This is a genomic window from Candidatus Sneabacter namystus (assembly GCF_008189685.1).
GTDB lineage: Bacteria > Pseudomonadota > Alphaproteobacteria > Rickettsiales > Rickettsiaceae > Sneabacter > Sneabacter namystus.
Genome location: NZ_CP043312.1, coordinates 308,842 through 334,211, shown reverse-complemented (window position 1 = coordinate 334,211; position 25,370 = coordinate 308,842). Strand labels below are relative to the sequence as shown.

The following is a 25,370-nucleotide window of genomic DNA, read 5'->3' as shown; positions in this document are numbered from 1 at the left end:
TAAACTATAAAAAGTGGTAAAGAACTAAAAAGAAAATTTGATTTAATCCAATATTTTTTAGGTAACACAACCAACACGATGCACAACTCAGTGGTTTAATTAGGGTAATGAAATACTATAAAAATGGTATTTATTCAAAACTTAATAGTTTAGGTTGCATAAATTTTAGATACAAAAAAGCAACAGGTTTACTAAACCAGAAGCATGCAAACATAGAAGCTGCGATACCTACACCGAATGTTACAGCAAATCCCTTAACGCTTCCTACACCAAAAATATACAAAAGTACAGCTGCTATAACACTAGTCAAATTAGAATCCACAATAGTAGTATAGGATGTATCAAAACCTTTATTAACAGACAATAATACATCACCATTCTTCTTATACACCTCTCGAATATGTTCATATATTATGATGTTTGCATCTACTGCCATTCCTAAGGTCAGTATTATACCCGCTATTCCAGGCAATGTAAGAGTGATATTAAATACGACTAAAGAAGCAAGTATTATAGATAACGCACAACATAATGCTAGATTAGAAAATATTCCGTATATACCATATCGCCAAAACATTAAAATAATTACGAGTAAAAATGCTACAACTCCAGCTATTTTGCTACTTTCAACAGATTCTTTTCCTAAACTTGGCCCAATAAGCGATTCTTGTATTACTTTTAAAGGCACTGGTAAAGAACCTGATTTCAGTAGCAAGACAAGCTGTTGAGCAGACTCTATGGTAAAATTTCCTGTTATTACTCCTTTTCCGCCAGGAATATGTTGCTCAATAACCGGAGCGCTTAACACCTTGTCATCTAAAAGAATAGCAAGTCTTTTACCTACATGGTTACTTGTAATTTCAGAAAAAATTCTGGCTCCAAAATCATTAAAACTGAAACCAACAACAGGAACATTATCAGAAAAAACAACGTTGGATTCTACCAAAGAATCTCCACTTAAAACTGGGGCCGATAAAGAATATCTATCTTGGCTTTTATCTTGCACCAAATGAAAAGACAACTTGGCAGTTTTACCTAAAAGTGTTTTCAAAGACTCTATATTATTCTCACCGGGTAATTGAACAGTAATACAGTCATCTCCTTGAGCCTGTATAGTAGGCTCTCGCGTTCCAAAACCATCCACTCGCTTACGTACAACTTCCATAGATTGAGCTATAAGATCCTTACCCAATGTATCTAAATATTTCTTGTCATAAGATACTTTCAATCCTTCTGATACCTCCTCTATGCTAAAGTTTTTATCAACATCTTTTAAGAGAGCTAATACTTTTTTTCTCTGTTCTTTGATCTGTGTAACAAAAATGCTTCCTTCTTTCAGATTTACAAGGCAAGACACAGTGCCATCTGTTCTAAAAGATTTTTTCACTTGATTACACAGAAAAGATAATTTCTCACTAGAATAAGAATCAAGATCAGCCTTAAGAACAATTTGCACTCCTCCTTGCAGATCCAAACCAAAATTCACCTTTTTAGTAAAAAGGCCATAAAAGAACGGCTTAGCATAAAATGTAGGCAATATAATCACAAAACATAATAGTGATAGAACCAGGCTAAAAAGAAATCGTAATGTATAAATTCTCAAAATAATTTAAGTAAATTTGATGTTTTAATTAAACGACGATCACTATTGAGGCGATTCACCAACTTTGGCTATAGCACTTCTCAAAATTTTTACTTTAACGTTCTTAGAAATTTCTAGCAAAATATACCGCTCTTTATGATCATTCTCAGTAACAGTTCCTATCATTCCACCATTTGTGATTACACAATCCCCCTCTTTCATACTATGTATCATTTCTTCCAAAGCCTTACGTTTTTTATTTTGTGGACGTATAACTAAAAAATAAAATACTGTAAAAACTAGTACTATCGGAACATATCCCATCCAGTCTCTATTAAAGAAAGATCCACCTGCTTTTGAAGCAACATTCTGCTGATCGGCATAACAATCTGCAAAACTCATTACAAAAAATAATCCGAAAATAGATACAGTAACAATATCCTTAATCACCGACATCCAACTTTTAGAAAATTTGGTATTCATCATTTTTTTTAACTTATCTTTAATACAAAAAATCGTACAGATATTAACCCAAACAACACGACTAAGCCAGACTTTAATTTACAAATTAATGGAAAAACATGCATTAGTAAGCTTGATCTTATTGGAGTTACCGTTGACGGAAAGGTGCGTATCGCTTATTATTTAAGCCTTGAAAAATGATTTGATAAATATGTCTACAAAAGCCCTCAATGTATAAATCAAACAGCTCTGTGTACGTAATTCCCTTAAATATTGCTAAAGCCATCTGTTGCCTATTTGCGTTGATGTCTTTTGGATTATCTGATGCATATTCACTACAAGAGGCAATGAAAGAAGCGTTGAAAAATAACATTCAGTTAAAAATTCTTCACTTAGATAAGAAAGAATCAGATACCTCATGTGCCAAAGCATTTACTAAATTTTTACCAGACATTAGAATCGAGAAAAAATGGAATAAAAAAGAGTCTAATGAGGATATAGTCTCAGCTATAACTGATTTACAACGCAATCAGCATGCTATATGGAACAATATTAGAAGTTTTAAGACCTCATTACCAGGTTTACAAAGATCAAAAGATTTAGAAAATGCTCCAGCATCAGAAAATAGCGTCTTATCAGTAAGACAAAATATATTCTCTGGAGGTGCAGACGTGTTAAATCTCATGTCAAAAGATTTAGAAAAAAAGTCAGTAATATACTCTTTGATGGACAAAAGTGACGATGTACTTCTAGATGGTATAAATACATACCTTAACCTATGCTATGCCAGAGAGTTAAACTCTTTAGCACTGAAAAAGTATAATATAGCTGTGCAGTTGTTGAAATTTACTCAAAAAAGATTTGAGTTAGGCAACGAAACAAGAACAAATCTTGCATACGCCCAGGTAAATTTACTCAAAGCGGAATCGGAAAAAGAAAAAATTCTTTCAGATTTACAAGCATACGAAATGTCGTTTGAAAATTTTTTCGGAATATCTGCCAAATGTAAACTAGAGATTCCGACATTTAATAAATTAGAAGAAGAATCTCTTAACACCGTTATTGAAGTTGTAATGAGAGAAAATAACTTGATCAGAAGTAGCAATACAAAAATAAAAGCCTTAAAAGCAAGCAATGTTTCTAATATAGCGCACCTATTTCCATCAATAGATCTTTTGACAAGCTTCTTTAAAGATACAGATAAAAAAACAAAATGGAAAAAGGATTGGGTCGTATCTGTAAATATACCAATATTCACATCAGGGGGATATCAATTGCTAGAAGCACGAGAAGCACGTAGAGCCACGAAAAGAGCAAATTTAGAAAATGCTTTACAAAAACAAAATGTAACACAATCAGCTGCTGTGACATGGCAAGAATACATGTCTTCTAAGTATCTATTGTCAGCAGACTTAAAAGCAGTTGAAGCAAGTCAATTAATGTTGCAATCTACATTGCAGGAACTAAGCCTTGGCAAAATATCATTAATAGAAGCTTATAAAGCAGAACAACAGCTTCAAGAAAGTAAGCTGGAACATATGAAATCTGAAATGAGTCATCTAAAATCTAGATACAAGCTTATGAAAATATGTGGTAGACTAACAGAGTGTATAGAAGGTGTAACTCAAAAATTTGAAACACCGTCTAAACAAAACTCGTTTAATAAAAAAAGGCCGCATTCGGCAAAACGTGCTAGAAAACATAAGGCAATACTTGACAAGCAATGCGCCCGTTGACACAATCCTTAATCAAAGTTCATCGTAATTTAACTAATTAGATTTTTATATATAGACTGTGACAAACATTTTAAAATCCAAATATAAAGCTTGCAGAAGATTATCTGTTAGTATATGGGGAGATGCCAAAGATCCTTTTTTAAAGGGAAAGAACACTAAACCAGGACAGCATGGATCAGGTTCTTACTCAAAATCTTCATACTTTGGTGCCAAATTAAAAGCAAAGCAGCAAATTAAGGCCCATTATGGCAGAGTGTCAGAGAAACAAATGCGTAAAACATTTGAAAAAGCAAAAAGAATGAAAGGTAACTCTGCTCAAAATTTCCTTGCATTGATGGAAAGAAGATTAGATATGGTAGTTTACAGATTAAATTTAGCCCCTACTATCTTTGCCGCAAGACAATTAGTAAGCCATAAACATATCATGGTAAATGATCAGATAGTAAATATAGCGAGTTTTAAAGTTAAAGCAGGAGATGTAGTATCGCTGTCAAAAAAATCAATTCTACTAAAAGAGATTAAAGCAGGGGTAGAGAGTTCAGCCAGGACAGTACCAGGATATCTTACAAATGATACTAAAAACTTCAGAGGTACTGTAGTTAGCGTTCCGCATGATATATCAGAAATACCTATACCGTTTGAAGCTAACATAAACTTGTTGGTGGAACAATATTCTTAGACAAGAACAAACCTGTATATTTGCTTAAACAAAAAGGTAGTGAAGTAACGGTAGGAGTGTCCGATAAAAGTAGTATTTAAACTACTAAAGTTGAGATGTCAAAAGTATGAAGAATGTGTTCAAGAGCCTTGCAGCAATAGAAATTCCTCTAAAATATGCGTTTGTTATATGCATAAAGGCGTATCAGTACCTTATATCTCCTGTGTTGTTCCGTAACTGTTGTATATTTCATATTAGTTGCTCTAGTTACGCACTAAGAGCCCTAAGAAAATATCGAATAGAAAAGGCTATACTATTAACCACAATTCGAATTGCAAGATGCAATACATTTCTCCCTCCAAAAAGAAGCACAACAAGAAACAAATAGGATAAAAGAAAAAATTTACAAATATTTATGCTGTTTTCTCTTTTTTCTTAGGCTTGTTAGTCTTTTTTGTCATCTTAAGATTCCATTTTTTCTGAATCTTCTCCGGAAGAGCAAATTTTGCGTTCAAAAGCAACTTTATTACTCTATCCGTGGGCTGAGCCCCACAACTAAACCAATGTAGCACACGTGCTTCATCCACAACAAAGCGCTTCTCATTCTCACTTTTTAACATAGGATGATAAACCCCTAATTTCTCAAAAAACTTCCCATCTCTAGGAGAGCTAGAAGCAGCAGCTACAATAGAGTAGCAGGGAGAACCTTTTCTACCACCACGCAACAATCTAACTTTTACAGCCATATTTTTATACCCTATTTTATCTTAGCTTCTTTAAAGAGCACATGCTTCCTTACTCTAGGATCATATTTGCGAAAAGAAAGCTTTTCGGTCTGAGTCTTGGGATTTCTTTTTTTTACAAAAAACACACCCGTCCCAGCTGTACTAAGCAACTTAACTAAAAATGTTTTATTCTTTTTTGCCATTTTTCTAATAATCTGTACAAAAACTCCTTACAGTCTACACCAAATTCAACAATATTAATAGTAGCCACTACCACAACAACAAATTAATTGTAACATCCAACCTCTTGTTCTAATAACTTCTTTAACTCAAGACGAAAAGAAGAACATATAAGATGAGTAATAGCATCAAGAGGCATGCCCATAAAAGACTTTTTCTTAACAAAAGGCCATTTAATAGCAACATCTTTGCCATAATGTTCATTTACAAAATCTTGCATGTCCTTTACATCATCTATGAGACCTAAAGATAAAGCGTGTTCCGCACACCAAATACGACCAGAAAATAGCTCTGCTGAATCAGACTTCAGTCTTTTACCTCTTTCTCGCTTTACAAACGACACAAAATTCTTGTAAGCAACATCCATTATTTCATTCTTATACCATTTTTCGTCATGCTCATTTACAGGCGAATACGGGTCAAGAAAATTCTTAGATTTATGTGATGCTATTATTCTTCTCTCAATTCCCAACTTTTTTGCAATATCTACATACCCAAATCCTCTGTATATCACTCCTATGCCACCTACAACAGAACCATCTGTACAAGCTATTATTTTATCCCCTACACAAGCAATTTTATACGCAGCAGAACAGGCACAATCTTCAACAAAACTATATACAGAAACTTTCTTTTTCTTAGCTAACCGTCTAATACCATTAAACACAATCCTTGCTTGAACACCACTACCTCCACCAGAATTAATCAGCAAACATACAGCCTTTAAGCCTTTATGAGCAAAAGCCTTTTCTACATCTGCACGAATATTATTCCAACTAGGACAACCTGGCGAGTCAAGTATCTCTCCTTCTAGCCTAATAACCGATACAACATTTTTTGGTTTGTCTACTAAACAGCGAAATCCGTCTACAATTGCGCAACGAAAAACTAAAGACAAAATAAGGGCTGCTACAACCGAATAAATAATGTATTTTTTGCGTAGTTCCATTATAACACCTAAGCCAAAACCTTTAAACACCGGTGGATTTTACGCATATCCAACAGACATGTCAACGAACAAAAACAGCCTAACAGCCATACCCTAATCTATGTTACCTAACATAGAACTCATTTTATTATTTTGAAGTATGCCAACCAATCTATTTGTAGAAAAGTTAGCTATCGGCTTCCAACATAAATTATTATACGAATCTCTTGTCAATTGAGCAATCGGGATACCAGATAAACTATTAGAATTATCTTTAGCAGAAAAAACCACACTACCTTCCACACACTGTATATCTTTTCCAGTTTTATCTATAACTTTCACATATCCATTTCCACATCCTTCCACTACACATTCGCATTGCAGATCTGGCAAATAAGAGATCATTTTAAATCCTATGTCTGAAACAAGTAGCACAACCGCATAATGCTTATATAGACCTTCTACTTTACCTACAACTGCATGCTGTAGATCCACTACTAATTGCCCAATTGCTATACTACTGTCAGAATCTACACTTATAAGAGCACAATGATGACCTGAAGAGGAAGTAACAAAAAATATCTTACTAGCAAGGTAATATGCACTGTCTTGTTCCATAATGCCTGCAAAATGTCTCAACATTCTATTTTCCTGAGATAATTGCCTCACCTGAAATTTATATCTGTTTGCTTGCTGCAATTCTTTTGTAAGGGCAACATTATGTCTAAATACCGAGAGGAAATTTTTTACGCAATAATGACAATAGACAAAATTATCCTTACCTTTTTCTATAAGTGTATTAACCGGTCCTACAATATAAAAAGAAACAACATAAGAACTGTTGTTACTATACAAAAACGTATTCTTTTGTAAAAAGAATAGAGCTAAAGAAAACAGAAAAAGAAAACATGCAAGAAATTTTTCATCATATCGAATTTTAAAATGCATAGATATTACTAGCTTTGCTTAAATAACAAATGCTTTAACTTATCAAACTGATCTAATACCTTTCCAGTTCCAAGTGCCACACATAATTTTGGAGATGCCGCAGACAAGATAGGCAACTGAACTTCTTGCCTCAATACTCTATCCAATCCTTCTAACAATGCCCCCCCTCCAGTCAGTACAATACCTCTATCTGCAATATCAGATGCAAGTTCAGGAGGTGTGCTTTCCAATGCATCTTTCACTGCGTTAACAATCTGCTTAATAGAATCACTAAGACTGTCATATAAATCTCTATTAGTTATAGATATTTCTCTTGGTATACCATTCATGACATCTCTTCCTCTAATTTCCATAGAAACAGTTTTTGCACCTTTAGGAATATGAACATTTCCAATAGTAATCTTGGCTTTTTCTGCTGTAGATTCCCCTATAAGTAGCTGATATTGCTTTTTCACAAAAGACACTATGCTCTCATCCATATGATCTCCACCAATTTTTATAGATCTAGAATATACAACGCCCCCTAAAGATAAAATGGCTACTTCTGTTGTTCCACCACCTATGTCTAACACCATTGCTCCTTTTGCTTCTTCAACATCAATTTCAGCACCAATAGCAGCTGCCATAGGCTCTTCGATTAAAAACACATCTCTCGCTCCAGCACATTCTGCAGCTTCCTGTATAGCCTTACATTCAACAGGCGTAGCACCAGATGGCACACACACGACAATTATAGGACTAACCCAACTGTTCTTCTCTCGAACTCTATAAATAAAATGCTTCAGCATCTCTTGAGCACAATGAAAGTCTGCTATCACACCATCTTTTAAAGGCCTTATTACTTCTATATCGTGAGGAGTACGACCCATCATCTCTTTTGCATATTTTCCAAATACCTTGGCTCTTTTAGACTTACCCACACCTCTTGCAACAACTGAAGGTTCATCTAACACTATTCCTTTATTTTTCATATAAATCAAAGTATTAGCAGTACCTAAATCAATAGCCAAATCATGAGAGAGGTTTTTAAAGAAATTAAAAAAAAACATGAGAAAATATAAAATCTTAAAAATATTAGTATATGTAACCAGAAGTTCAAATTCATTATAACAAACTTTTTAAGTTTGCCAAAAATTTTTAACAAAATTTATAATTTTATTTACAAAAAGAACTGATGCAATTAAATACCAGGGGGCATGCTAGCATGGCGTTTATTAATACTTAACTCGTCTAACACTATAAGAGAAACTCTGGTATTTATAGGATTTAACACATCATGAGGATCAAGTAAATCTTTATCACCGTTACCAACAACCTTCAAAACCTGTCCTTTATTCACCCTAGACAATAACACTTCCCTCACTTTATTAGCCCTTCTAAATGATAAATCCCAAGCATCATAATCACTATGAGAAGCGGCATTACCTTCTATCACAAAGTACTTACCATGATCTTTAACCAAACTCGCAACTTTATATATCACATCAATAGCACAAGGATATAACTTATCGTTTTTGGCAAAAAATAATGGCCTTTTTTTAGAATTCTTGAGATCTATGACAACTCCATTATTCCAATATATCTCTATGTTATCGGAAAATTCTTTAGCCAAATCACTAGATTGCAAGCTTTGTAGTAAAATTCTCAGCGATTTAGTACTACCATGATTATCACGCACAGATTGTTCACTTAATAATTCCTTATTATCTGCAGATGCAGCACTTTCATCTTGCTGCTGAGAAAAGTACTCCGACACCTTTTTCAAATCTTCCTTACCAATATTACTCACGAGCCACATTAAAAGGAAAAAAATCATCATTGCAGTCACAAAGTCTGCATAAGCAACCTTCCATGTCCCTTTATTCTTTCTCATATTTGACCTATTTGTATTTATATAAAAGTAATTACTATGAAATTTTCACTGAATTTTCTTGAATATACTTTTCCGACTGAGAAAAAGTAGGACGAACATTATCTGCCATAGAACCTCTAACTAATTCAGCTATAACAACAGGTGCGTGACCTTCTAGGTAAAGTACTACACCTTTTAATATCAATTGAAAAAATCTAACCCGTAATGTAGCTCTAGAATGCAAAAAATGCCCAACAGGTGCAACTATAATGTACGATAAAAATATCCCCAAAAAAGTTCCAACAAGCGCAGCTGCAATTTTACCACCTAAAATCTCGGGGGACGCTCCAACGTGTTTCATAGCAATAATCACTCCAAGAACTGCAGCTATGATACCGATAGCAGGCAAAGCATCTGCCAACTGCAGATAAAAATCCGCACTAGACCTTTCTTCTTCATCATATACCGATATTTGCTTAGATATAGCAGCTTCCACAACATCAGCCTGAGTAATACCGAACGTTAGTAATCTCAATCCATCACATATAACTTCAAGACCACGTTTATCAGATAATAAAAATGGTGCCTTTTGAAAAATAGGACTCATTTCGGGAGCATCTATGTGTTTTTCGATACTAGACACACCTTTTGCTCTCAATAATTTTGATAAATTAAACATCAAACCTACTATTTCTAGACTAGCACGTTTACCCGGCAACGAAGGATGAACAAGAGCCATGATAGAACGCAAGGCCTTGAAACAAACCTTCATAGGAAAACTTACGATAACAGAACCTATACCAGATCCAGCAATAATCACAAATTCATAAGGCTGCCACAATAAACGTGGCTCTCCTCCAGCAAAATAATATCCAAATAAAACAGAGCATAAAGCAAGCAATAAGCCAAAAGGTAACAACATTATGTTTTTTATGTGAAATTTAAAATATTCTATCGTTTTAGTTGAAAAAACTTTTTCAACAAGGCACGAGAGTCCTTTTCAAAGATGCCTCCAAAAAGATCATTTGGCCTATGGTAAGCAGCCTGGGCACGAAAAAAAAACTCTACGCCATAATTAAGTGCCCCATATTTCTCATCACAGGCTCCATATATAACCTTCCTTATTCTGGAAGACGATATCAAAGATACACACATACAGCAAGGCTCTAATGTAACGTACAAATCACATTGTCTCAAATATTTAGAATTCATTATCTTATTTGCCTTCATAATGGCCAAAACTTCAGCATGAGCAAAGCAAGAACCACGCTTTTCTACCTCGTTGTGAGCCTTAGATATTATCGAACCCTCATTTACAATTACAGCACCAACCGGAACCTCATTTAATACAAAAGCACGGCGTGCCTCTTTCAACGCAGCTTTCATGTATTTTTCTTCCACGTTTTAACAAAAAAATTTTAACAGTTTAGCTATCCATCATCGCATGACATACTTTCAACCTCCACTTTCTTATCCTGCACGTTAACCACTTTTTCTATCTTCATCCTTGCTTGTTCTAACTTCATAGTACAATGTCTATGAAGTTTTACAGCAATCTCAAAAGAAGACACCATCTCCTCTAGACTACCTTCACCACTATCAATCTTTGCTACAATTTTCTCCAAAGCCTTCATCGAATCTTCAAAGGACAGTTGAGAAATATCGTTAGAATCATTATTCTGAACCATCACACCTATTATCTAAATCTTGTTAGAGTACCACTTCTTGACACAATATACATGATGACATAGAGTCACGCACCAATTTCAACAAGAAACAAAATGCTAACTTTATCAGGAAGGCAAAACACCAAAATCTTACAAATATTCAATAGCCTAACTCATTACTCCTCTTTCGTATACAGTTTCTCCATCCCTATAATCAGTCCATTATGTTTTCCGGAGCATACCTGCAGTTCCGCAATAGCAAAAGGATATCTACTATACCTATTTGGATCATTGGCAAAACCGCTAGGGATTATATGTTTTTCAAATATGTCCGATAAGAAAAACATCCAAAATGCAGTACGATACGCAATACTCGGCGCAAGTGTATCATCTATACTTACGGTAAGTGTAATATACTGTTCTATTCTGCAAATTTTACTTGTTCCAGTTTTATATACAGCACACTCATTCTTCGGATCTGGAGCAAAGATTTTGATCAAAACGTACAATCTTTCAACAAAAACAGACAAGTTCAACACAACTCACTTATTATCGTACCAAATATACTCATTAGTAGGAATAATAGCCGCAACATTTTGCGTAATGTATACAGACAATATACACAGGGATGTATTACTAAAATTTTGGCCACTGTTATTACTTCCGGAAGGTCTAGGAGTGCTTTTAGCAGCATTGATTAAAAAAGAACCAGAGAATCAACGTCAAAACACAGGAAGTTTATTTTTGGTATTACAAAAGATAAAAAAGAATTTCACTTTATTCATTCAGATATGCATACTGCACAGTTTCGACCACTTTACTTACTATTTTGCATTTGTCTTCATTAATAGTTTTATACCAATGCTCACAGGTAAAATAACATACTCTTGTATGCTGAAATACAATGCAGCCTTTATGATATTTGATCTACTGCTCTCTATAGCGTTAATACAGTACAAAAAAAGCATAACACTTGTAAAAAAAATATCCGCAATACTACCTTTCTGTATCTGTATCTGCTGCATTGCCTTAGTACCATTAACAATGGCAACACACAGCATTTTTATTGTATTAGTAATAAGAATGCTTATAGTCTTTATGGGGACCATCTGTTCATGCATGTTTTGCAATTTGGCTTTTCAGAAATCAAAAAAAATTTCAGAAGATACTACTTTCGTAGGATTTAGTTTCTCCTACTTGATAGGAAGTACACTAGGTAAAAACTTCACTCCTGCAGCCTTTTTTTTGTTTGAAACAACACAAAATCCTTACTCTCCTATAATGTTGTCATGCTTGATATGTGTGATATCAGGCATTTGCGCTTTCTATCTAAATAAAAAATGATTTACAATGTAATTAAAATACAAGGTCATACACTATGATTCTAATCCTGTTACATAGCGGCAACAAATGTTTCTGCACAACTCTACCCAAAAAGTAACACAAAATCGCCAAAACAGCTCCAGCTATAACGTCAATAGGGTAATGCATGCAAAGTGCTATTCTAGATATAGCCACGATTAATATAACCAAAATAACAAAAACAGCAGATAAAGAAGAACGTAACAGTCGAAAATGTAAAGCTAATAAAGTAACAAGACCAACATGAGCACTAGGAAAAGATGACATACTATGAAAATTACCTTCAGTAAGAGTAGAAGAGACGTATGGCCTTGGTACAGCTGCAAAATACTTCACACAATAAAACACAGCAAAAAAAATAGTAAAATTAACGCCAAGGTTCCAAAAAAAGTTGAAAAATTGGATGTAGACATTTTTACGTTTAGGCTCGATACAAATCTGAAACTTAAAAAACAATATAGAGAAGATCGCAGCAAGAAAAAAAAGACAAACAAATGTTTTCACACAAAACACAACAGCTAACGTCTTACTAAAAATAATAAAAGTGCGACTCTCACAGAGAAAGCCGTTTATAAAGGAAAATATCTTCAAATTGTATTGCAATACATAGTAGATAAAACTTTCTTTAATATTGAGCATATTCGAATTTAAAACTAAAACTTAAACAAAATTTATATCTCGAATAAAACTTACTATCTGAGAAAAAATATTTCTAAAAGATACGCTCAAAATCAGGAACATAACACAAGTTTGAGCAGGTGTTAAAATTAAAAACACGTGAAATGTAGGTATCAACCTCGCGACAATGCCACTAAATGACATCATAAGAATATTGGCTACTAAAAAAGAAGAAGATATTTTAAATGCAACAATAAAACTATTACTCAAGCACTTTAATAAAACCTCTGAGTATTGGCCAAGATTAACCACAGCTCCAACCGCTAAACTGTTATAACTATCCAAAAAAACCTTTAAAAAAGAAAAATGTAAATTTGAATCAAAAATCCCTAGTATACTGCCAAGGAAAAGGCAATTATACAAAACATTCATTTGTTCAGACAGACCATAACTGAATAAGTAAGCGTTAGACAATCCAGCGCAACTCGAAATTATAGAGGAAATAACACTTATTGACTCAAAACATACCATAAATATAGTGCCAAGAAAAATTCCTATAAAAAACTCACATACAAGCGTTACAGGAAAATTGACAACCTTTATCTGAAGTAAAGAATAAGAAATAACCGACACAAAAAATGCAATAGATACTTTTACTACACCAGGAACAGAGCGCCCTCCAAGAGCAGGTAGCAAAAGTATCATACCAAAAATGCGAGCAAAGATGACAATGAATACATCAATCGAAAAGCTCATGCAAGATAGCTAAACTAGTTTGACTTATTATCATGTAAAAACAATAGAGCATCGCACTCTAACTTTATCTTTTCTCATCTTTTTCTCGTCTCTCTTGAGCTTCTATAGACAAAGTAGCAACAGGCCTGGCCTTCAACCTTTCAAGGCCTATTTCCTCTCCTGTCTTTGCGCAATAGCCGTAAGATCCATTCTCTATTCTTTCAATAGCATAGTCTATTTTCTTAATCAGCTTTCTATACCTTTGAGCTTGACGCAACCTGAAGTATGTCTGAGCCTCACCACTCACTCTATCTCCTAATTCTGCATCTGCAAATCTAACGTTAGTCAAATCTCCTACAATGCCTTCTGATTCAGAGTAAAGATCCTTTTTCCATTGCTGTAATTTTCTAAAAAAATATTCCTTCTGCATATCGTTCATGTACTCCTCTAATTCAGAAGGCTCATACCCTTCTGGCAAATTAATAGGAACATAACCTTTTTTTTCTGCTTTTTCTGTCATATTCAAATACTCCTAACAAATTAAGATTGTTACAAAATAAAACAAAGTGTACTGCAATTAATTCTTCAGTATAACTTTTATCAATCAACAAGAAATACTATTATGTATAAAATTACAGTTCTGTGAAGACCCCTTTTCAACATAAATGAAGAGTAATCTCAAACCAAACAAATATGACAACGATCAATAATACGCTTTTACATGTAGCATACATATCAAATACACACGGAATACAAGGACATGTACTAGTGCGCGTTATATCAAATCTTACTAGTGACATTTTTGCTTTCAATTTATACACAGAATCTGGAACTCAAATATTATTAAAAAAAATTGCTGATCGAAAAGGAGCTCATCTATGCAAAATAGATGCTGTCAAAACAAAAAATGACGCAATACCATTTAAAGGAATAAAGATTTATATAAAAGAAAGAGAAATACCAAAACTTGAAGAAAACGAGTTCTATGTAAAAGATTTGCTTTCAAAATCTGTTACCACTCCATCGGGTAACATAACAGGCAGTGTTGTATCAGTACACAATTTCGGAGCTGGTGACATACTAGAACTGTCACTCAATAACAAGACAATTATGTGCCCACTTTCAAACATATTTATTCTAGAAATAAAAGATGGAATTATTACGCTACACGAAGAAAATATAATTTCTTTGACATAAAGAGTTAATTACCTTGCAAAAAAGCGCGCTCGAGAGGACTTGAACCCCTAAACCTCATGATCCGTAGTCATGTGCTCTATCCAATTGAGCTACGAGCGCACAGCTTAAGGATAAATCAAAAAACATCTTCCGTCACTAAATGGTTAACAGAACAACCTTCCATCACTAAATGTTAATGGAACAACATGTTAAATATAATTTACAACAATAACATTTGAGTTGAAAAATATAATGACAAAAGCCTTAATCTTTGCAAATGTTGCTAAACCTATCTGTCACTGATACAATTGCCATCTCGCAGTAAACAGCATAAAAAATGACAGTTTAAATCTAGATAAGTTCTTAAGAAAAATGACAATGCCTCCTCGTGATACCTTTATCAATAAGCATTCAGTCAATTCTGAAATACAAGCGAAAATTATATCTCAACATGCAAAAGGTAAATTAACCGCTAGAGAAAGACTGGATATTTTACTTGATAATGAATCATTTGAAGAAACGGGAACTTTCGTCCGTCATAGGTGCAATAATTTTGGCATGGATAAAACAATTCATCAAGGCGATGGAGTAATTACAGGACATGGGACTATTTATGGCAGATCTGTCTTTGTTTACAGTCAAGATTTTACAGTGTTAGGAGGATCACTAGGAGAAATGCACGGAAAGAAAATTTGTTCTCTTATAGAAAGTGCAATTAAAGCAAGGGCCCCTGTTATAGGATTAAATGATTCTGGTGGAGCAAGAATACAAGAAGGCGTAGATGCGCTTGCTAGCTATGGAGATATTTTTCAGCAAAACGTTATAGCATCTGGTCTAATACCTCAAATTTCTCTAATTTTAGGCCCCTGTGCTGGAGGAGCTGTGTATTCACCAGCAATTACAGATTTTACGTTCATGGTTAAAAAAACATCTTACATGTTCGTAACAGGACCTGAAGTTGTAAAAGCAGTATCAAATGAAGATACATCAGCAGAAGAACTAGGAGGTAGCAAAATACAGTCAGCTAACGGAGTATCAGATATGGCTTTTGAAAACGATATAGAAGCTTTGCTAGAAATAAGACGTTTTATGACTTTTTTGCCATTATCCGCAAATAATCAGCCGCCTCAAAGACCATGTCACGATCCAGCAGACAGAATAGACATGTCACTCAATACCTTAATTCCTCAAGATTCGAGCAAAGGATACAACATGAAAGAACTTATCGCACGCATAGTAGATGAAGGGGATTTTTTTGAACTACAAGAAAATTTTGCTAAAAATATTATTGTCGGGTTTGGATGCATGGAAGGGAAAACTGTGGGCTGTATAGCAAATCAGCCGTTAGAAGCCGCAGGTTGTCTTGATATACATGCCTCAAGAAAAGCAGCAAGATTTATCAGATTTTGCGACTCTTTCAATATTCCTATTATAACATTGGTAGATGTCCCTGGGTTTTTGCCTGGAGTAACACAAGAAAAAAATGGTATTATAAAACACGGAGCAAAATTGCTGTTTGCATACGCCGAAGCAACAGTTCCAAAAATAACTGTTATCACACGAAAGGCATATGGAGGAGCGTACATAGTTATGGGCTCCAAACACCTAAAAGGAGATATAAACTACGCATGGGATAATGCAGAAATTGCAGTTATGGGAGCAGAAGGTGCAGCGAAAATCATCTTTAGAAAATATGCTAATAATCCAGATGAATTAAAGAAAAAAATATCTGAATACAAAGACATGTTCACATCTCCGATTATAGCAGCATCAAGAGGATATCTAGATGACATCATATCTCCTTCTCATACAAGACTAAAGATTTGTAAAGCATTGAACTTTTTAAGGAACAAACATGTTACACTTCCTAAAAAAAAGCACAGTAACATACCTTTGTAATACAGTAGATTTTACATAGTACCAATATGCCATATTTTGAAAAGGTTTTAGTCGCAAATAGAGGAGAAGTTGCTCTGCGTATAATGAAAACACTAAAAAAAATGGATATCAAATCCGTTACTGTCTACTCTGAAGCAGATGATAACGCCATGCACGTCAAATATGCTGATGAAGCTATATTTGTAGGAAACTCCCCACCAACAGAAAGTTATTTATCTATACCCAACATATTATCTGCAGTTAGAGTCAGCGGAGCACAAGCCGTGCATCCAGGATATGGATTCTTATCAGAAAATGCTAAATTTGCGCAACAATTACAACAAGAGGGAGTAACTCTCATAGGACCTAGCGCTTCTGCGATACTAAAAATGGGAGATAAAATATCCGCTAAAAAAATAGCTTCTTTAGCTAAAGTGAATACAGTACCAGGATATATAGGTACTATAGCAACAGAAAAGGAAGCAATAAAAATAGCAAAAAAAATAGGATTTCCTGTTATAGTAAAAGCAGTGGCAGGAGGAGGAGGTAGAGGTATGAGAATAATAAATAACGAGCAACAAATGCTATCTGCTTTTGAGGCTGCAAAAATTGAGGCTAATAATAGCTTTAATGATAACAGGGTGTTTATAGAAAAACTCATACACGAGCAACCTAGACACATAGAGATACAAGTATTAGCTGATATGCACGGCAATACAGTATGCCTGGGTGAAAGAGAATGTTCTATTCAAAGACATCATCAAAAAGTAATAGAAGAAGCTCCAAGTACATTTATAGACGAAAGCATAAGGAAAAAAATGTACAAACAAGTCATATCATTAGTAAAAAAAGTCGGATATTACTCTGCAGGAACTGTAGAATTTATGGTGGACAAGAATAAACAGTTCTACTTTTTAGAAATGAATACAAGACTCCAGGTTGAGCATCCTGTAACAGAACTTGTCACCGGTATCGATATAGTAGAAGAAATGATCAAAATTGCAGCCGGAAAAAAATTATCTTTTTCGCAAAAAGATATTGCAATACAAGGACATGCAATAGAATGCAGGGTATGCGCAGAAGATCCTGAAAGAGGATTTTTACCATCTAGTGGAAGAGTAACAGAATACACCCCCCCACCTACCTCGCCGAGTATTAGATTAGATTCGTGTATAAAAGCGGGTGAAGAAGTAAGTATGTACTATGATACTTTAGTAGCAAAATTGTGTGCTTTTGGTAATACCAGGAAGGATGCCATAACCAAAATGCAGCAAGCATTAAGCTCCTTTGTGATAAGTGGGATAAGTCACAATTTAAGTTTTCTAGAAGCGTTAATTTCTCACCCTAGATTCCAAAGTGGCCATATACATACAAACTTTATAGAGGAAGAATATCCTAAAGGATTTTCTGGAGCAAACCTGACTTCAGAAATTTTCCAAGTTTTTGTTGCAGCCACTATACATATATTCATCACCGAACAAAAAAGGATGTGCTTAATCAGCGAAAGACTAGAAGATCAATCACATAACATACTAACTAGATGGGTAGTGAGTGTAGATGATGTTTTGTTCCCTGTTATAATAAAATCTGTATATAAAGGCTATAACATAAGACAAGACTCCAATAAGATTACAGTAAGAGGTAATTGGCAAATAGGAAGTGGTCTTTTTAGTTGCGAAGTAAATGGAAAAAAAGTACACGTAAAAGTAGAAAAAACAAGAGTAGGATATATACTTAAACATGCTGGTGTAACTGCTACCACATATGTATGCTCCCCTAGAGTATCAGAACTAAGTAGACACATAATAAAGCATACAGATAAAGAGAAAGAAGGTACAATAGTAGCTCCTCTAAGCGGTCAAATTGTAGATGTGAAAATTAAAGCAGGACAAAAAGTCAAGAAAGGGCAAGACCTAATTACCTCTTTATCAATGAAAATGGAGAACATAATAAAGGCGCCACATGATGGCACTATAAAAAAAGTACATGTTAATTCAAAAGATCAAATGAATTGCGGTATGGTACTGGTAGAATACGAATAAAATTTAAAAATTGGATCACTAACTACTATTATGCAAGACGGTTTTCTAATAAGAAATTTTGCAATAATAGCTCACATAGATCACGGTAAATCAACACTTGCAGATAGGCTCATCAGCATGTGTGAAGGGCTTAGTGAAAGAGAGATGACAGCGCAAGTGCTAGACTCTATGCCTCTTGAGAAAGAAAAAGGAATAACAATAAAGGCCCAAACAGTAAGACTAAATTACACTCACACAGATAAAACAATCTATCAACTAAATCTTATTGACACACCAGGACATGTAGATTTTTCGTATGAGGTTAGCAGATCTCTTAAGGCATGCGAAGGATCAATATTGCTAGTAGATGCCTCACAGGGTATTCAAGCTCAAACTTTAGCACATTTATACAGCGCTATAGAAAGTAATCACGAGATTTTGCCAATTTTAAACAAAATAGATTTAGCATCTGCAGAACCAGAACAAGTCAAAGAACAAATACAAGATGTGATAGGAATTGATACTTCACATGCTTTAAACATATCAGCAAAAACAGGAGAAGGAATAGATAAATTATTACAGCATATAGTAGAATTTTTACCATCTCCAAAATTTCAAGATGGACCGCTAAAAGCCTTGATAATAGATAGCTGGTATGATCAGTATCTTGGAGTTGTAACATTGGTAAGAATTTTTCAAGGTGCTTTAACAACAGGTGCAAAAATCAAAGTACTGGCTTCAGGTAAGGAATACGTAGTAGAAAAGGTAGGCTTCTTCTCTCCAAAAAAACATTATACAAACAGTCTTAATGCTGGAGAAATAGGCTTTTTAATAGCAAAGATAAAACAAGTCTCTGAATGCAAAGTAGGAGATACAATATGCGATGCCAACTATCCAAACATTATTCCTTTAGAAGGATTTAAAAGGCAACGTCCAGTAGTATTTTGTGGTATCTACCCTCATACAAAACAGATGTTTGCAAAATTACAAGAATCATTAGAAAAACTGTCACTAAACGATTCTAGCCTAGAATTTGAAAAACAAACTTCCTCTGCCTTAGGCATGGGGTTTAGATGCGGATTTCTAGGCTTTCTACATTTAGAAGTTATTCAAGATAGATTGCAAAGAGAATTTGACATCGATATTATCACCACAGCTCCTAACGTTGTATACAAGGTGATGCTCAAAGATAAATCTTACAAAGATGTACATGAACCAGCAGCAATGCCAGATACATCCATAATAGAAAATATACATGAACCTTGGGTGAAAGCTACGATTATAACACCTGGAGAATTTGTCGGAAAAATAATACAAATATGCGAAGAAAAAAGAGGTAGGCAAATTACAACATCATGTATTGGTAAACGTACTATGATAGAATATGAACTGCCTCTAGGAGAGATTATAGTTAATTTCTATGGAAAAATTAAGGCCCTATCAAGAGGATATGCAAGCCTAGATTGGGAAAGCACAGACTATAAGATAGGAAATTTGGTAAAGCTAAATATCTTACTAAACGGAGAAAATGTAGATGCGCTATGCACAATAGTACACAAGAGCAACGCAGAAAGTAAAGGTAGAGAACTTTGTTTAAAATTAAAGGAACTTGTACCTCAACATCTTTTTCCAATAGCAATACAAGCATCAATAGGAAGTAGAATAGTAGCAAGAGAAACAGTAAAACCGTTACGCAAAAATGTTTTAGCAAAATGTTATGGAGGGGATATATCTAGAAAACGAAAACTGTTAGAAAAACAAAAGGAAGGTAAAAAGAAAATGAAACTCGTAGGAAATGTAAATCTTCCAAAATCTGTATTTATAGATGCATTGAAAATCGAGTAGCTATACTAATCCTTTTTTGTTATTGATACTTGGCTCCTGGATATACAAAGGAGATAGGTTTTTCTCAAAACCCCCTTTAGATATTTTTTCAAATGCCAATTCAGCTAATAACCTTGAATGAATGTATCTAGGCAAAAATACATATTTTTCTAACAAAAAAAGTTGTTGAAAGTAAGATAGTCCAGTACCAGAAACAGCTGTAATGCCTCTTTGCTTTAATAATAACGTTTGCACCTCATCAATATCCAAAAGCATATAGCTTGATTTCGTGCATTTCAGATAGTCAAAAACTTGTACGTAAAAACGCTTCGAATAAGCAAGTAGTACAACAATACCACAATGAACACCATCACCTACCTGAGATGCTATCCTGTAGTTGTATAATTCGAAAGTATTTATAACGCAAGGAATAACATTATAGCTTACACAAAATGCCTGAGCTGCAGATAATCCAACCCGTATACCTGTAAAACTACCTGGTCCATTTGTAACAGCAACATAATGTAAATCTTTAATTGATAGCCCTACTTTACTTAAAATCCTTTGTATCATAGGAATGAGACTCTCAGATTGAGATCCCGAAACAATATTATACTCAGAGGCTAAGACTGTTTTATTTTTATATAAAGCAACAGAACAAAAACTTCCTGTGGTATCAAAACTTAATATATACATCTAAACCAAAGTTGAAGAACAACTACTTTTTTCCTAAAAAACTTTGCACGTTTTTTAAAAAATGAGCAGGGTTAGAAGATATGTTTTTAATCAAGCTAGACATATGAGAAAATTTTTCTAGCAACTGATTAACATCACGTACAGATACACCAGCACCTTCTGCTATACGCCTTTTTCTAGAAGCATTCAAAATAGCCGGAGATACTCTTTCTTTCTTAGTCATAGACGATACAATGGCGGTATGTTTGGATAATATACCTTCTTCAAGAGATACCTCAGCAGCTCTACTACTTGCTCCTGGAAGAAAACTAGCCAGCTTTTTCGCACCACCCATTTTTTTGATATTTGCTATATGTTCTACATAATCTTCCAAAGTAAACACACCAGATAGCAATTTTTTTGTTCCCTTTTCTATTGCATTGTTTCCAAGAGTATTTTGAGCTTTTTGCCACAATGAATCAATATCTCCCATATCTAAAATACGCGCAGCAACACTATCAGCATTAAATTTCTCTAAATCTTGCAGCTTTTCTCCTGTACCAAAAAATAACAATGGTTTACCGGTTGTATATCTAATACTAAGGATAGCACCACCTCTCGTATCACTATCAGATTTGGTTAAAATACTACCAGTAATGTTCATATAGTCTAAAAAACCTTTACTTACCTTCACAGCACTCTGACCCATCATAGAATCAGCAACAAAAATAATATCTGTTGGACAAACGCGCCTGCATAACTTTTGTATTTCGTTCATCATATCTATATCTGACGAACTACATCCAGCAGTATCATATAAGACTACATCATAACCCTTAGATTTTTCTGTAGCATTATTTTCAATATCGTGGATATATCTGCCTTTATACTCAAAGCAGTCTACAGATATGTCTTTCGCTAATAAATTAAGTTGCTCTCTGGCAGCAGGTCTGTAAACATCAAGTGATACTAATAACACACTTTTTCCTAAATTTTTCAAATACAAAGCCAACTTCGCTGCTGTTGTTGTCTTTCCAGAGCCCTGCGGTCCAACTAAAAAAATTGACATTTTTCCGACTCTTTGCCCCCATTTCCTTTCTTCACCGTCTGATAAAAGTAAAATCAATTCTTCACGAAAAATTTTTCTTAATTCGGTAGCAATATCACTCTTTTTCAATAAATTGCTCTCAAGACATTTATTTTTTATTTGTGCAATAAGATATTCGGCAACATCTAAGGCAACATCACATTCGAGTAAGATATTTTCAATATCGAGTAATAAGACATCTAAATCACCTTGAGAAACTTTGCCGCGCTTGATAAAACTAGCTATTGAGCTGACTAATTGTGTAGTGAGAAATTTAAACACGAACAATAAAAACCTTATAAGTCAAAACAATGGAAAGATATCATAATTTATTTTTTTAGTCACCACTTATAAGTAAATGTAAAAAACACCTGACCATAATATAAAAAACTGCTATGATCTAACGGCTGTTTATTCATGTCTTTCGTCGTAAATTCGCAAAATAAATGTATCGATACGAGTAGATGAAAAAGACTTTAATAATACAAAAGTTTGGAGGAACGTCACTATCTACATTGACTAGAATTAAACGAGTAGCAAAAAAAATAGCAACAAGTCTCCAAAACAGCAATGTAGTAGTTGTAGTATCTGCAATGGGAGGCTCAACAAATGACACAATTTTAAAGTGCAATGCCTTTGGAACTGTTTCAAACAACTTGCAAATGCAAGCATATGATGTAGCACTTAGCAGTTGTGAAACTTTGTCTGCTGCAATGCTGGCTATGGCCTTAAATCAGCAACAAAAAAAAGCAATTACACTACAAGGATGGCAAGTAGCTATAAAAACTACAGAAGATTACAATAACGCCAAAATTATAGCAGTAGACACAAATAAACTGATCAGTCTATTACAACAAGGTATCGTCCCAATTGTGACAGGATTTCAAGGTATCACTAATAACAACATAGTTACAACCTTAGGAAGAGGAGGATCAGACACGACAGCAGTAGCAATAGCAGCAGCCTTACAAGCCAATGTATGTGAAATATATACAGACGTACAAGGTGTGTTTTCCGCAGACCCAAGATTGGTAAAATCTGCTCAACATATCGATGTAATAACACATGAAATGATGCTAGATATAGCTCAATCAGGGGCAAAGGTATTAGATAGCAAGTCTATTAAAATATCTGAAAAATATAAAGTACCGCTAAGAATTTTACACTCACATAAAAATGCGGAGCAATGGACAAACATAATAGAAACAAAAACAAAAAATAAGAGAATGGAAAATCCAGAAGCACTATGTGTAATATTAAAAAATGATATTGTGTCCTACTCTGTCCACTTAGATAACTTTGATGTAGTAACAAAACTCTTTGTCAAACTAAAAAGCATTGCTTTAACAAATTTAGAAATAGACGCACAGTGCTTTATATGTAAATTTGATGCTCCCATAACCTCAAAAACACAGATCGACAGATCGATAAAAACCTTTGCAAAAAAGTACGAATCCATCTCAGATTTTGCTCAGATTACCATAATAGGATGGTACTTAGATAACCACACCTTCTGCAATAAAGTTATAGTAATACTAAAAAATTTACAAATTACACCCCAAAAGTTCACTATAGAGACAAGGAAAATCCGTATCACAGTACCATTGGCAAAAGCCAACTCTGTAACAAAAAAATTACACCAAGAACTTATAGAAAAGGGAAACAAAAAAATTGATACGTGAAGGATACATTAAAGTCACAAATACAACACCCTATTGATTAAATAAGCGTATCTGTAACGCAAATTGTACTCACATTCCTTCTTAAAATTTCAAACTCTTTTTCAAAAATGTCTAAAAGATGACTCATTTCTTGAACAACCTTCTTGGATAATTCTTGAGATTCCATCATATTTTTTATCTTAAAAGACAACGAAGCTAAGCGTGAATTGTAAAAATCGTAACTTTCAAAAACCTTTTTCCTAGCCTTATCTGAGGCTACATTCTTCCAAGACTCCACTGCATCTTGCAAAGATTTCCAATCTTTCAATTTATTCTCAAGATAAGATGACATAATAGCTTTTCTTTTGGCGAAAATACGCACATCCGAAGCTCTACTCAAATTTCTAGCCAAACCAATCTTACATAAGGACCAAATAATCCACTTATGAACATCAAAATGATACCACTTTACTCCATTTCGATAATCTGAAGGGAAGGCATGATGAAAATTATGCCAATTCTCACCTAAAAGAAAGATAGCCATGAATGGCATATCTCCGGCAGTACTGTCGTCATACGTTTTATCCCCAAAGTAATGCAAGGCAGAATTTACACAAAAAGTAGCATGCTGCTGTAAAGCTCTACCTATACCACAAAATATGAAACCAGCAAGTACGCCTTTTATCGACATATCACTTAAAAAACCTAACATAGCAGGAAAAACGCTATTCGTGAACACTGCTAAACTAAGATAGTGCTTAAACTGAAAAACGACAATTTTATTACGCCCTAATCTTTTCAAGACTCCTTTATCAAAACTTGCATTCACACTATCTTTCACAAGCATCCAGCCTATATGAGACCATAAAAACCCTCTAACACCTCCACCAAAGTTACTAGGAGAATGAGGATCTTTGTCTGTGTCAGTATAGGCATGATGTTTAGCGTGATCAGAAGACCATTTCAATATAGGGCCTTGTAGGGTTGCTGAAGCAAAAAAAGCCAGAATGTATTCTACTACTTTGTTGACAGTATAAGTATTATGAGCCCACAGTCTATGCAAACCAATTCCAACAGTAATATTGATAACATAATAACTGCAAATAGCGAGCAGACACTCAAACAGTCCAAAACCAAAAGACTTGATATAAAAAAAAGCGGCAAAAAAAAGCAAAACTGGATACACGAGCAATATAAACACAGCAGGAATATACAAATCCTTTATGTACGCTTTAATTCTGGAATAAATGTTTAACATTACCGTCTATTTTCTTGGTTATTAGCCCCTCATTCTAGCATAACACAACACTCTCTACAACTACCAGATTATACGTCTATAAGAATAAAAATTGTATATAAATATACAAACAAAACAGTAAAGATACAAAATTAGTTTTACCAAAATTTTTATCTAAAAAACCTGTACAATAGGCTTTTTTGATGCAAAAATTCAACAATAAGAAATCAATATGGTGAGCTTCACTTTTTCTTACAAAACGTTGATGCCATAGAAACATATTATCCCAACCTAGGAT

Annotated in this window: 26 protein-coding genes and 1 tRNA gene; 9 read left to right on the top strand and 18 right to left on the bottom strand. The window is 34.2% G+C overall.

What is annotated here, in order from left to right; genetic code table 11:
* Positions 1 to 130: 130 nt before the first annotated feature.
* Positions 131 to 1,546 (bottom strand): protein translocase subunit SecD, encoded by a 1,416-nt coding sequence (gene secD / locus FZC37_RS01525; protein ID WP_148951974.1) that lies wholly within the window; start codon positions 1,544 to 1,546, stop codon positions 131 to 133.
* Positions 1,547 to 1,645: 99 nt separating this feature from the next.
* On the bottom strand, positions 1,646 to 2,068 hold the full coding sequence (gene yajC / locus FZC37_RS01520) for a preprotein translocase subunit YajC (protein WP_148951973.1): 423 nt from the start codon (positions 2,066 to 2,068) through the stop codon (positions 1,646 to 1,648).
* Between the two features lie 281 nt (positions 2,069 to 2,349).
* Between yajC and FZC37_RS01515 the strand changes: the two genes are divergently transcribed.
* The 3 genes from FZC37_RS01515 (at position 2,350) to yidD (ending at position 4,826) form a co-directional block, all read left to right on the top strand.
* Entirely contained in the window at positions 2,350 to 3,780 is a 1,431-nt protein-coding gene (locus FZC37_RS01515; RefSeq protein ID WP_172619331.1) for a TolC family protein, read from the top strand.
* 58 nt (positions 3,781 to 3,838) lie between these two features.
* Complete coding sequence (gene rpsD / locus FZC37_RS01510) at positions 3,839 to 4,459, top strand: 30S ribosomal protein S4 (protein WP_148951971.1); 621 nt, start codon at positions 3,839 to 3,841, stop codon at positions 4,457 to 4,459.
* A 106-nt stretch (positions 4,460 to 4,565) separates the two neighbouring features.
* Positions 4,566 to 4,826, top strand: coding sequence for a membrane protein insertion efficiency factor YidD (yidD, locus tag FZC37_RS03165; RefSeq protein WP_148951970.1), 261 nt, complete (start codon positions 4,566 to 4,568; stop codon positions 4,824 to 4,826).
* A 25-nt stretch (positions 4,827 to 4,851) separates the two neighbouring features.
* On the opposite strand, the gene rpsP is transcribed toward yidD, so the two are convergent.
* From rpsP to xseB, 9 genes are all read right to left on the bottom strand, one after another.
* The gene (rpsP, locus tag FZC37_RS01500; RefSeq protein ID WP_148951969.1) at positions 4,852 to 5,184 is read right to left on the bottom strand and encodes a 30S ribosomal protein S16; all 333 of its coding nucleotides are present in this window, start codon (positions 5,182 to 5,184) and stop codon (positions 4,852 to 4,854) included.
* 11 nt (positions 5,185 to 5,195) lie between these two features.
* Positions 5,196 to 5,366, bottom strand: coding sequence for a 50S ribosomal protein L33 (rpmG, locus tag FZC37_RS01495; RefSeq protein WP_148951968.1), 171 nt, complete (start codon positions 5,364 to 5,366; stop codon positions 5,196 to 5,198).
* An 83-nt stretch (positions 5,367 to 5,449) separates the two neighbouring features.
* Positions 5,450 to 6,382: a S49 family peptidase gene (locus FZC37_RS01490; RefSeq protein WP_148951967.1), complete on the bottom strand. Its 933-nt coding sequence runs from the start codon at positions 6,380 to 6,382 to the stop codon at positions 5,450 to 5,452.
* 63 nt (positions 6,383 to 6,445) lie between these two features.
* Positions 6,446 to 7,279, bottom strand: a complete 834-nt coding sequence (locus FZC37_RS01485) for a rod shape-determining protein MreC (protein WP_148951966.1) — start codon at positions 7,277 to 7,279, stop codon at positions 6,446 to 6,448.
* Between the two features lie 8 nt (positions 7,280 to 7,287).
* On the bottom strand, positions 7,288 to 8,328 hold the full coding sequence (locus tag FZC37_RS01480) for a rod shape-determining protein (protein WP_148951965.1): 1,041 nt from the start codon (positions 8,326 to 8,328) through the stop codon (positions 7,288 to 7,290).
* A gap of 131 nt (positions 8,329 to 8,459) precedes the next feature.
* On the bottom strand, positions 8,460 to 9,152 hold the full coding sequence (locus FZC37_RS01475) for a flagellar motor protein MotB (RefSeq protein WP_148951964.1): 693 nt from the start codon (positions 9,150 to 9,152) through the stop codon (positions 8,460 to 8,462).
* A 34-nt stretch (positions 9,153 to 9,186) separates the two neighbouring features.
* Positions 9,187 to 10,053 (bottom strand): motility-associated protein, encoded by an 867-nt coding sequence (locus tag FZC37_RS01470; protein ID WP_148951963.1) that lies wholly within the window; start codon positions 10,051 to 10,053, stop codon positions 9,187 to 9,189.
* A gap of 29 nt (positions 10,054 to 10,082) precedes the next feature.
* Positions 10,083 to 10,532: a nucleoside deaminase gene (locus FZC37_RS01465; protein ID WP_216363358.1), complete on the bottom strand. Its 450-nt coding sequence runs from the start codon at positions 10,530 to 10,532 to the stop codon at positions 10,083 to 10,085.
* 29 nt (positions 10,533 to 10,561) lie between these two features.
* Entirely contained in the window at positions 10,562 to 10,819 is a 258-nt protein-coding gene (gene xseB / locus FZC37_RS01460; RefSeq protein WP_148951962.1) for an exodeoxyribonuclease VII small subunit, read from the bottom strand.
* A 306-nt stretch (positions 10,820 to 11,125) separates the two neighbouring features.
* On the opposite strand from xseB, the gene FZC37_RS01450 reads away from it, so the two are divergent.
* Positions 11,126 to 12,142 carry a hypothetical protein gene (locus FZC37_RS01450; protein ID WP_172619330.1) on the top strand — a complete coding sequence of 339 codons (1,017 nt, stop codon included), beginning with the start codon at positions 11,126 to 11,128 and terminating at the stop codon, positions 12,140 to 12,142.
* Between the two features lie 12 nt (positions 12,143 to 12,154).
* On the opposite strand, the gene FZC37_RS01445 is transcribed toward FZC37_RS01450, so the two are convergent.
* From FZC37_RS01445 to dksA, 3 genes are all read right to left on the bottom strand, one after another.
* Positions 12,155 to 12,799 (bottom strand): phosphatase PAP2 family protein, encoded by a 645-nt coding sequence (locus FZC37_RS01445; RefSeq protein ID WP_148951959.1) that lies wholly within the window; start codon positions 12,797 to 12,799, stop codon positions 12,155 to 12,157.
* A gap of 21 nt (positions 12,800 to 12,820) precedes the next feature.
* Positions 12,821 to 13,534 (bottom strand): flagellar biosynthetic protein FliR, encoded by a 714-nt coding sequence (locus tag FZC37_RS01440; RefSeq protein ID WP_148951958.1) that lies wholly within the window; start codon positions 13,532 to 13,534, stop codon positions 12,821 to 12,823.
* Between the two features lie 64 nt (positions 13,535 to 13,598).
* Complete coding sequence (dksA, locus tag FZC37_RS01435; protein WP_148951957.1) at positions 13,599 to 14,033, bottom strand: RNA polymerase-binding protein DksA; 435 nt, start codon at positions 14,031 to 14,033, stop codon at positions 13,599 to 13,601.
* Positions 14,034 to 14,206: 173 nt separating this feature from the next.
* On the opposite strand from dksA, the gene rimM reads away from it, so the two are divergent.
* On the top strand, positions 14,207 to 14,710 hold the full coding sequence (gene rimM / locus FZC37_RS01430; protein ID WP_148951956.1) for a ribosome maturation factor RimM: 504 nt from the start codon (positions 14,207 to 14,209) through the stop codon (positions 14,708 to 14,710).
* Between the two features lie 24 nt (positions 14,711 to 14,734).
* On the opposite strand, the gene FZC37_RS01425 is transcribed toward rimM, so the two are convergent.
* Positions 14,735 to 14,809, bottom strand: a tRNA-Arg gene (locus FZC37_RS01425).
* Positions 14,810 to 15,067: 258 nt separating this feature from the next.
* Between FZC37_RS01425 and FZC37_RS01420 the strand changes: the two genes are divergently transcribed.
* Genes FZC37_RS01420 through lepA form a run of 3 tightly spaced genes read left to right on the top strand, consistent with a single transcriptional unit; the run spans position 15,068 to position 20,433 of the window.
* Positions 15,068 to 16,588 (top strand): acyl-CoA carboxylase subunit beta, encoded by a 1,521-nt coding sequence (locus FZC37_RS01420; protein WP_246120992.1) that lies wholly within the window; start codon positions 15,068 to 15,070, stop codon positions 16,586 to 16,588.
* A 26-nt stretch (positions 16,589 to 16,614) separates the two neighbouring features.
* Positions 16,615 to 18,609 (top strand): acetyl-CoA carboxylase biotin carboxylase subunit, encoded by a 1,995-nt coding sequence (locus FZC37_RS01415; protein WP_148951954.1) that lies wholly within the window; start codon positions 16,615 to 16,617, stop codon positions 18,607 to 18,609.
* Between the two features lie 30 nt (positions 18,610 to 18,639).
* Positions 18,640 to 20,433 (top strand): translation elongation factor 4, encoded by a 1,794-nt coding sequence (gene lepA, locus FZC37_RS01410; protein ID WP_148951953.1) that lies wholly within the window; start codon positions 18,640 to 18,642, stop codon positions 20,431 to 20,433.
* Here lepA and tsaB read toward each other — a convergent pair whose 3' ends face one another.
* Entirely contained in the window at positions 20,434 to 21,108 is a 675-nt protein-coding gene (tsaB, locus tag FZC37_RS01405) for a tRNA (adenosine(37)-N6)-threonylcarbamoyltransferase complex dimerization subunit type 1 TsaB (protein WP_148951952.1), read from the bottom strand.
* Positions 21,109 to 21,130: 22 nt separating this feature from the next.
* Complete coding sequence (locus tag FZC37_RS01400; protein ID WP_172619329.1) at positions 21,131 to 22,456, bottom strand: signal recognition particle protein; 1,326 nt, start codon at positions 22,454 to 22,456, stop codon at positions 21,131 to 21,133.
* Between the two features lie 182 nt (positions 22,457 to 22,638).
* Here FZC37_RS01400 and FZC37_RS01395 point away from each other — a divergent pair, with 182 nt between their 5' ends.
* Entirely contained in the window at positions 22,639 to 23,856 is a 1,218-nt protein-coding gene (locus FZC37_RS01395; protein ID WP_148951950.1) for an aspartate kinase, read from the top strand.
* A gap of 37 nt (positions 23,857 to 23,893) precedes the next feature.
* On the opposite strand, the gene FZC37_RS01390 is transcribed toward FZC37_RS01395, so the two are convergent.
* Complete coding sequence (locus FZC37_RS01390; protein ID WP_216363356.1) at positions 23,894 to 25,021, bottom strand: acyl-CoA desaturase; 1,128 nt, start codon at positions 25,019 to 25,021, stop codon at positions 23,894 to 23,896.
* Positions 25,022 to 25,370 lie beyond the last annotated feature (349 nt).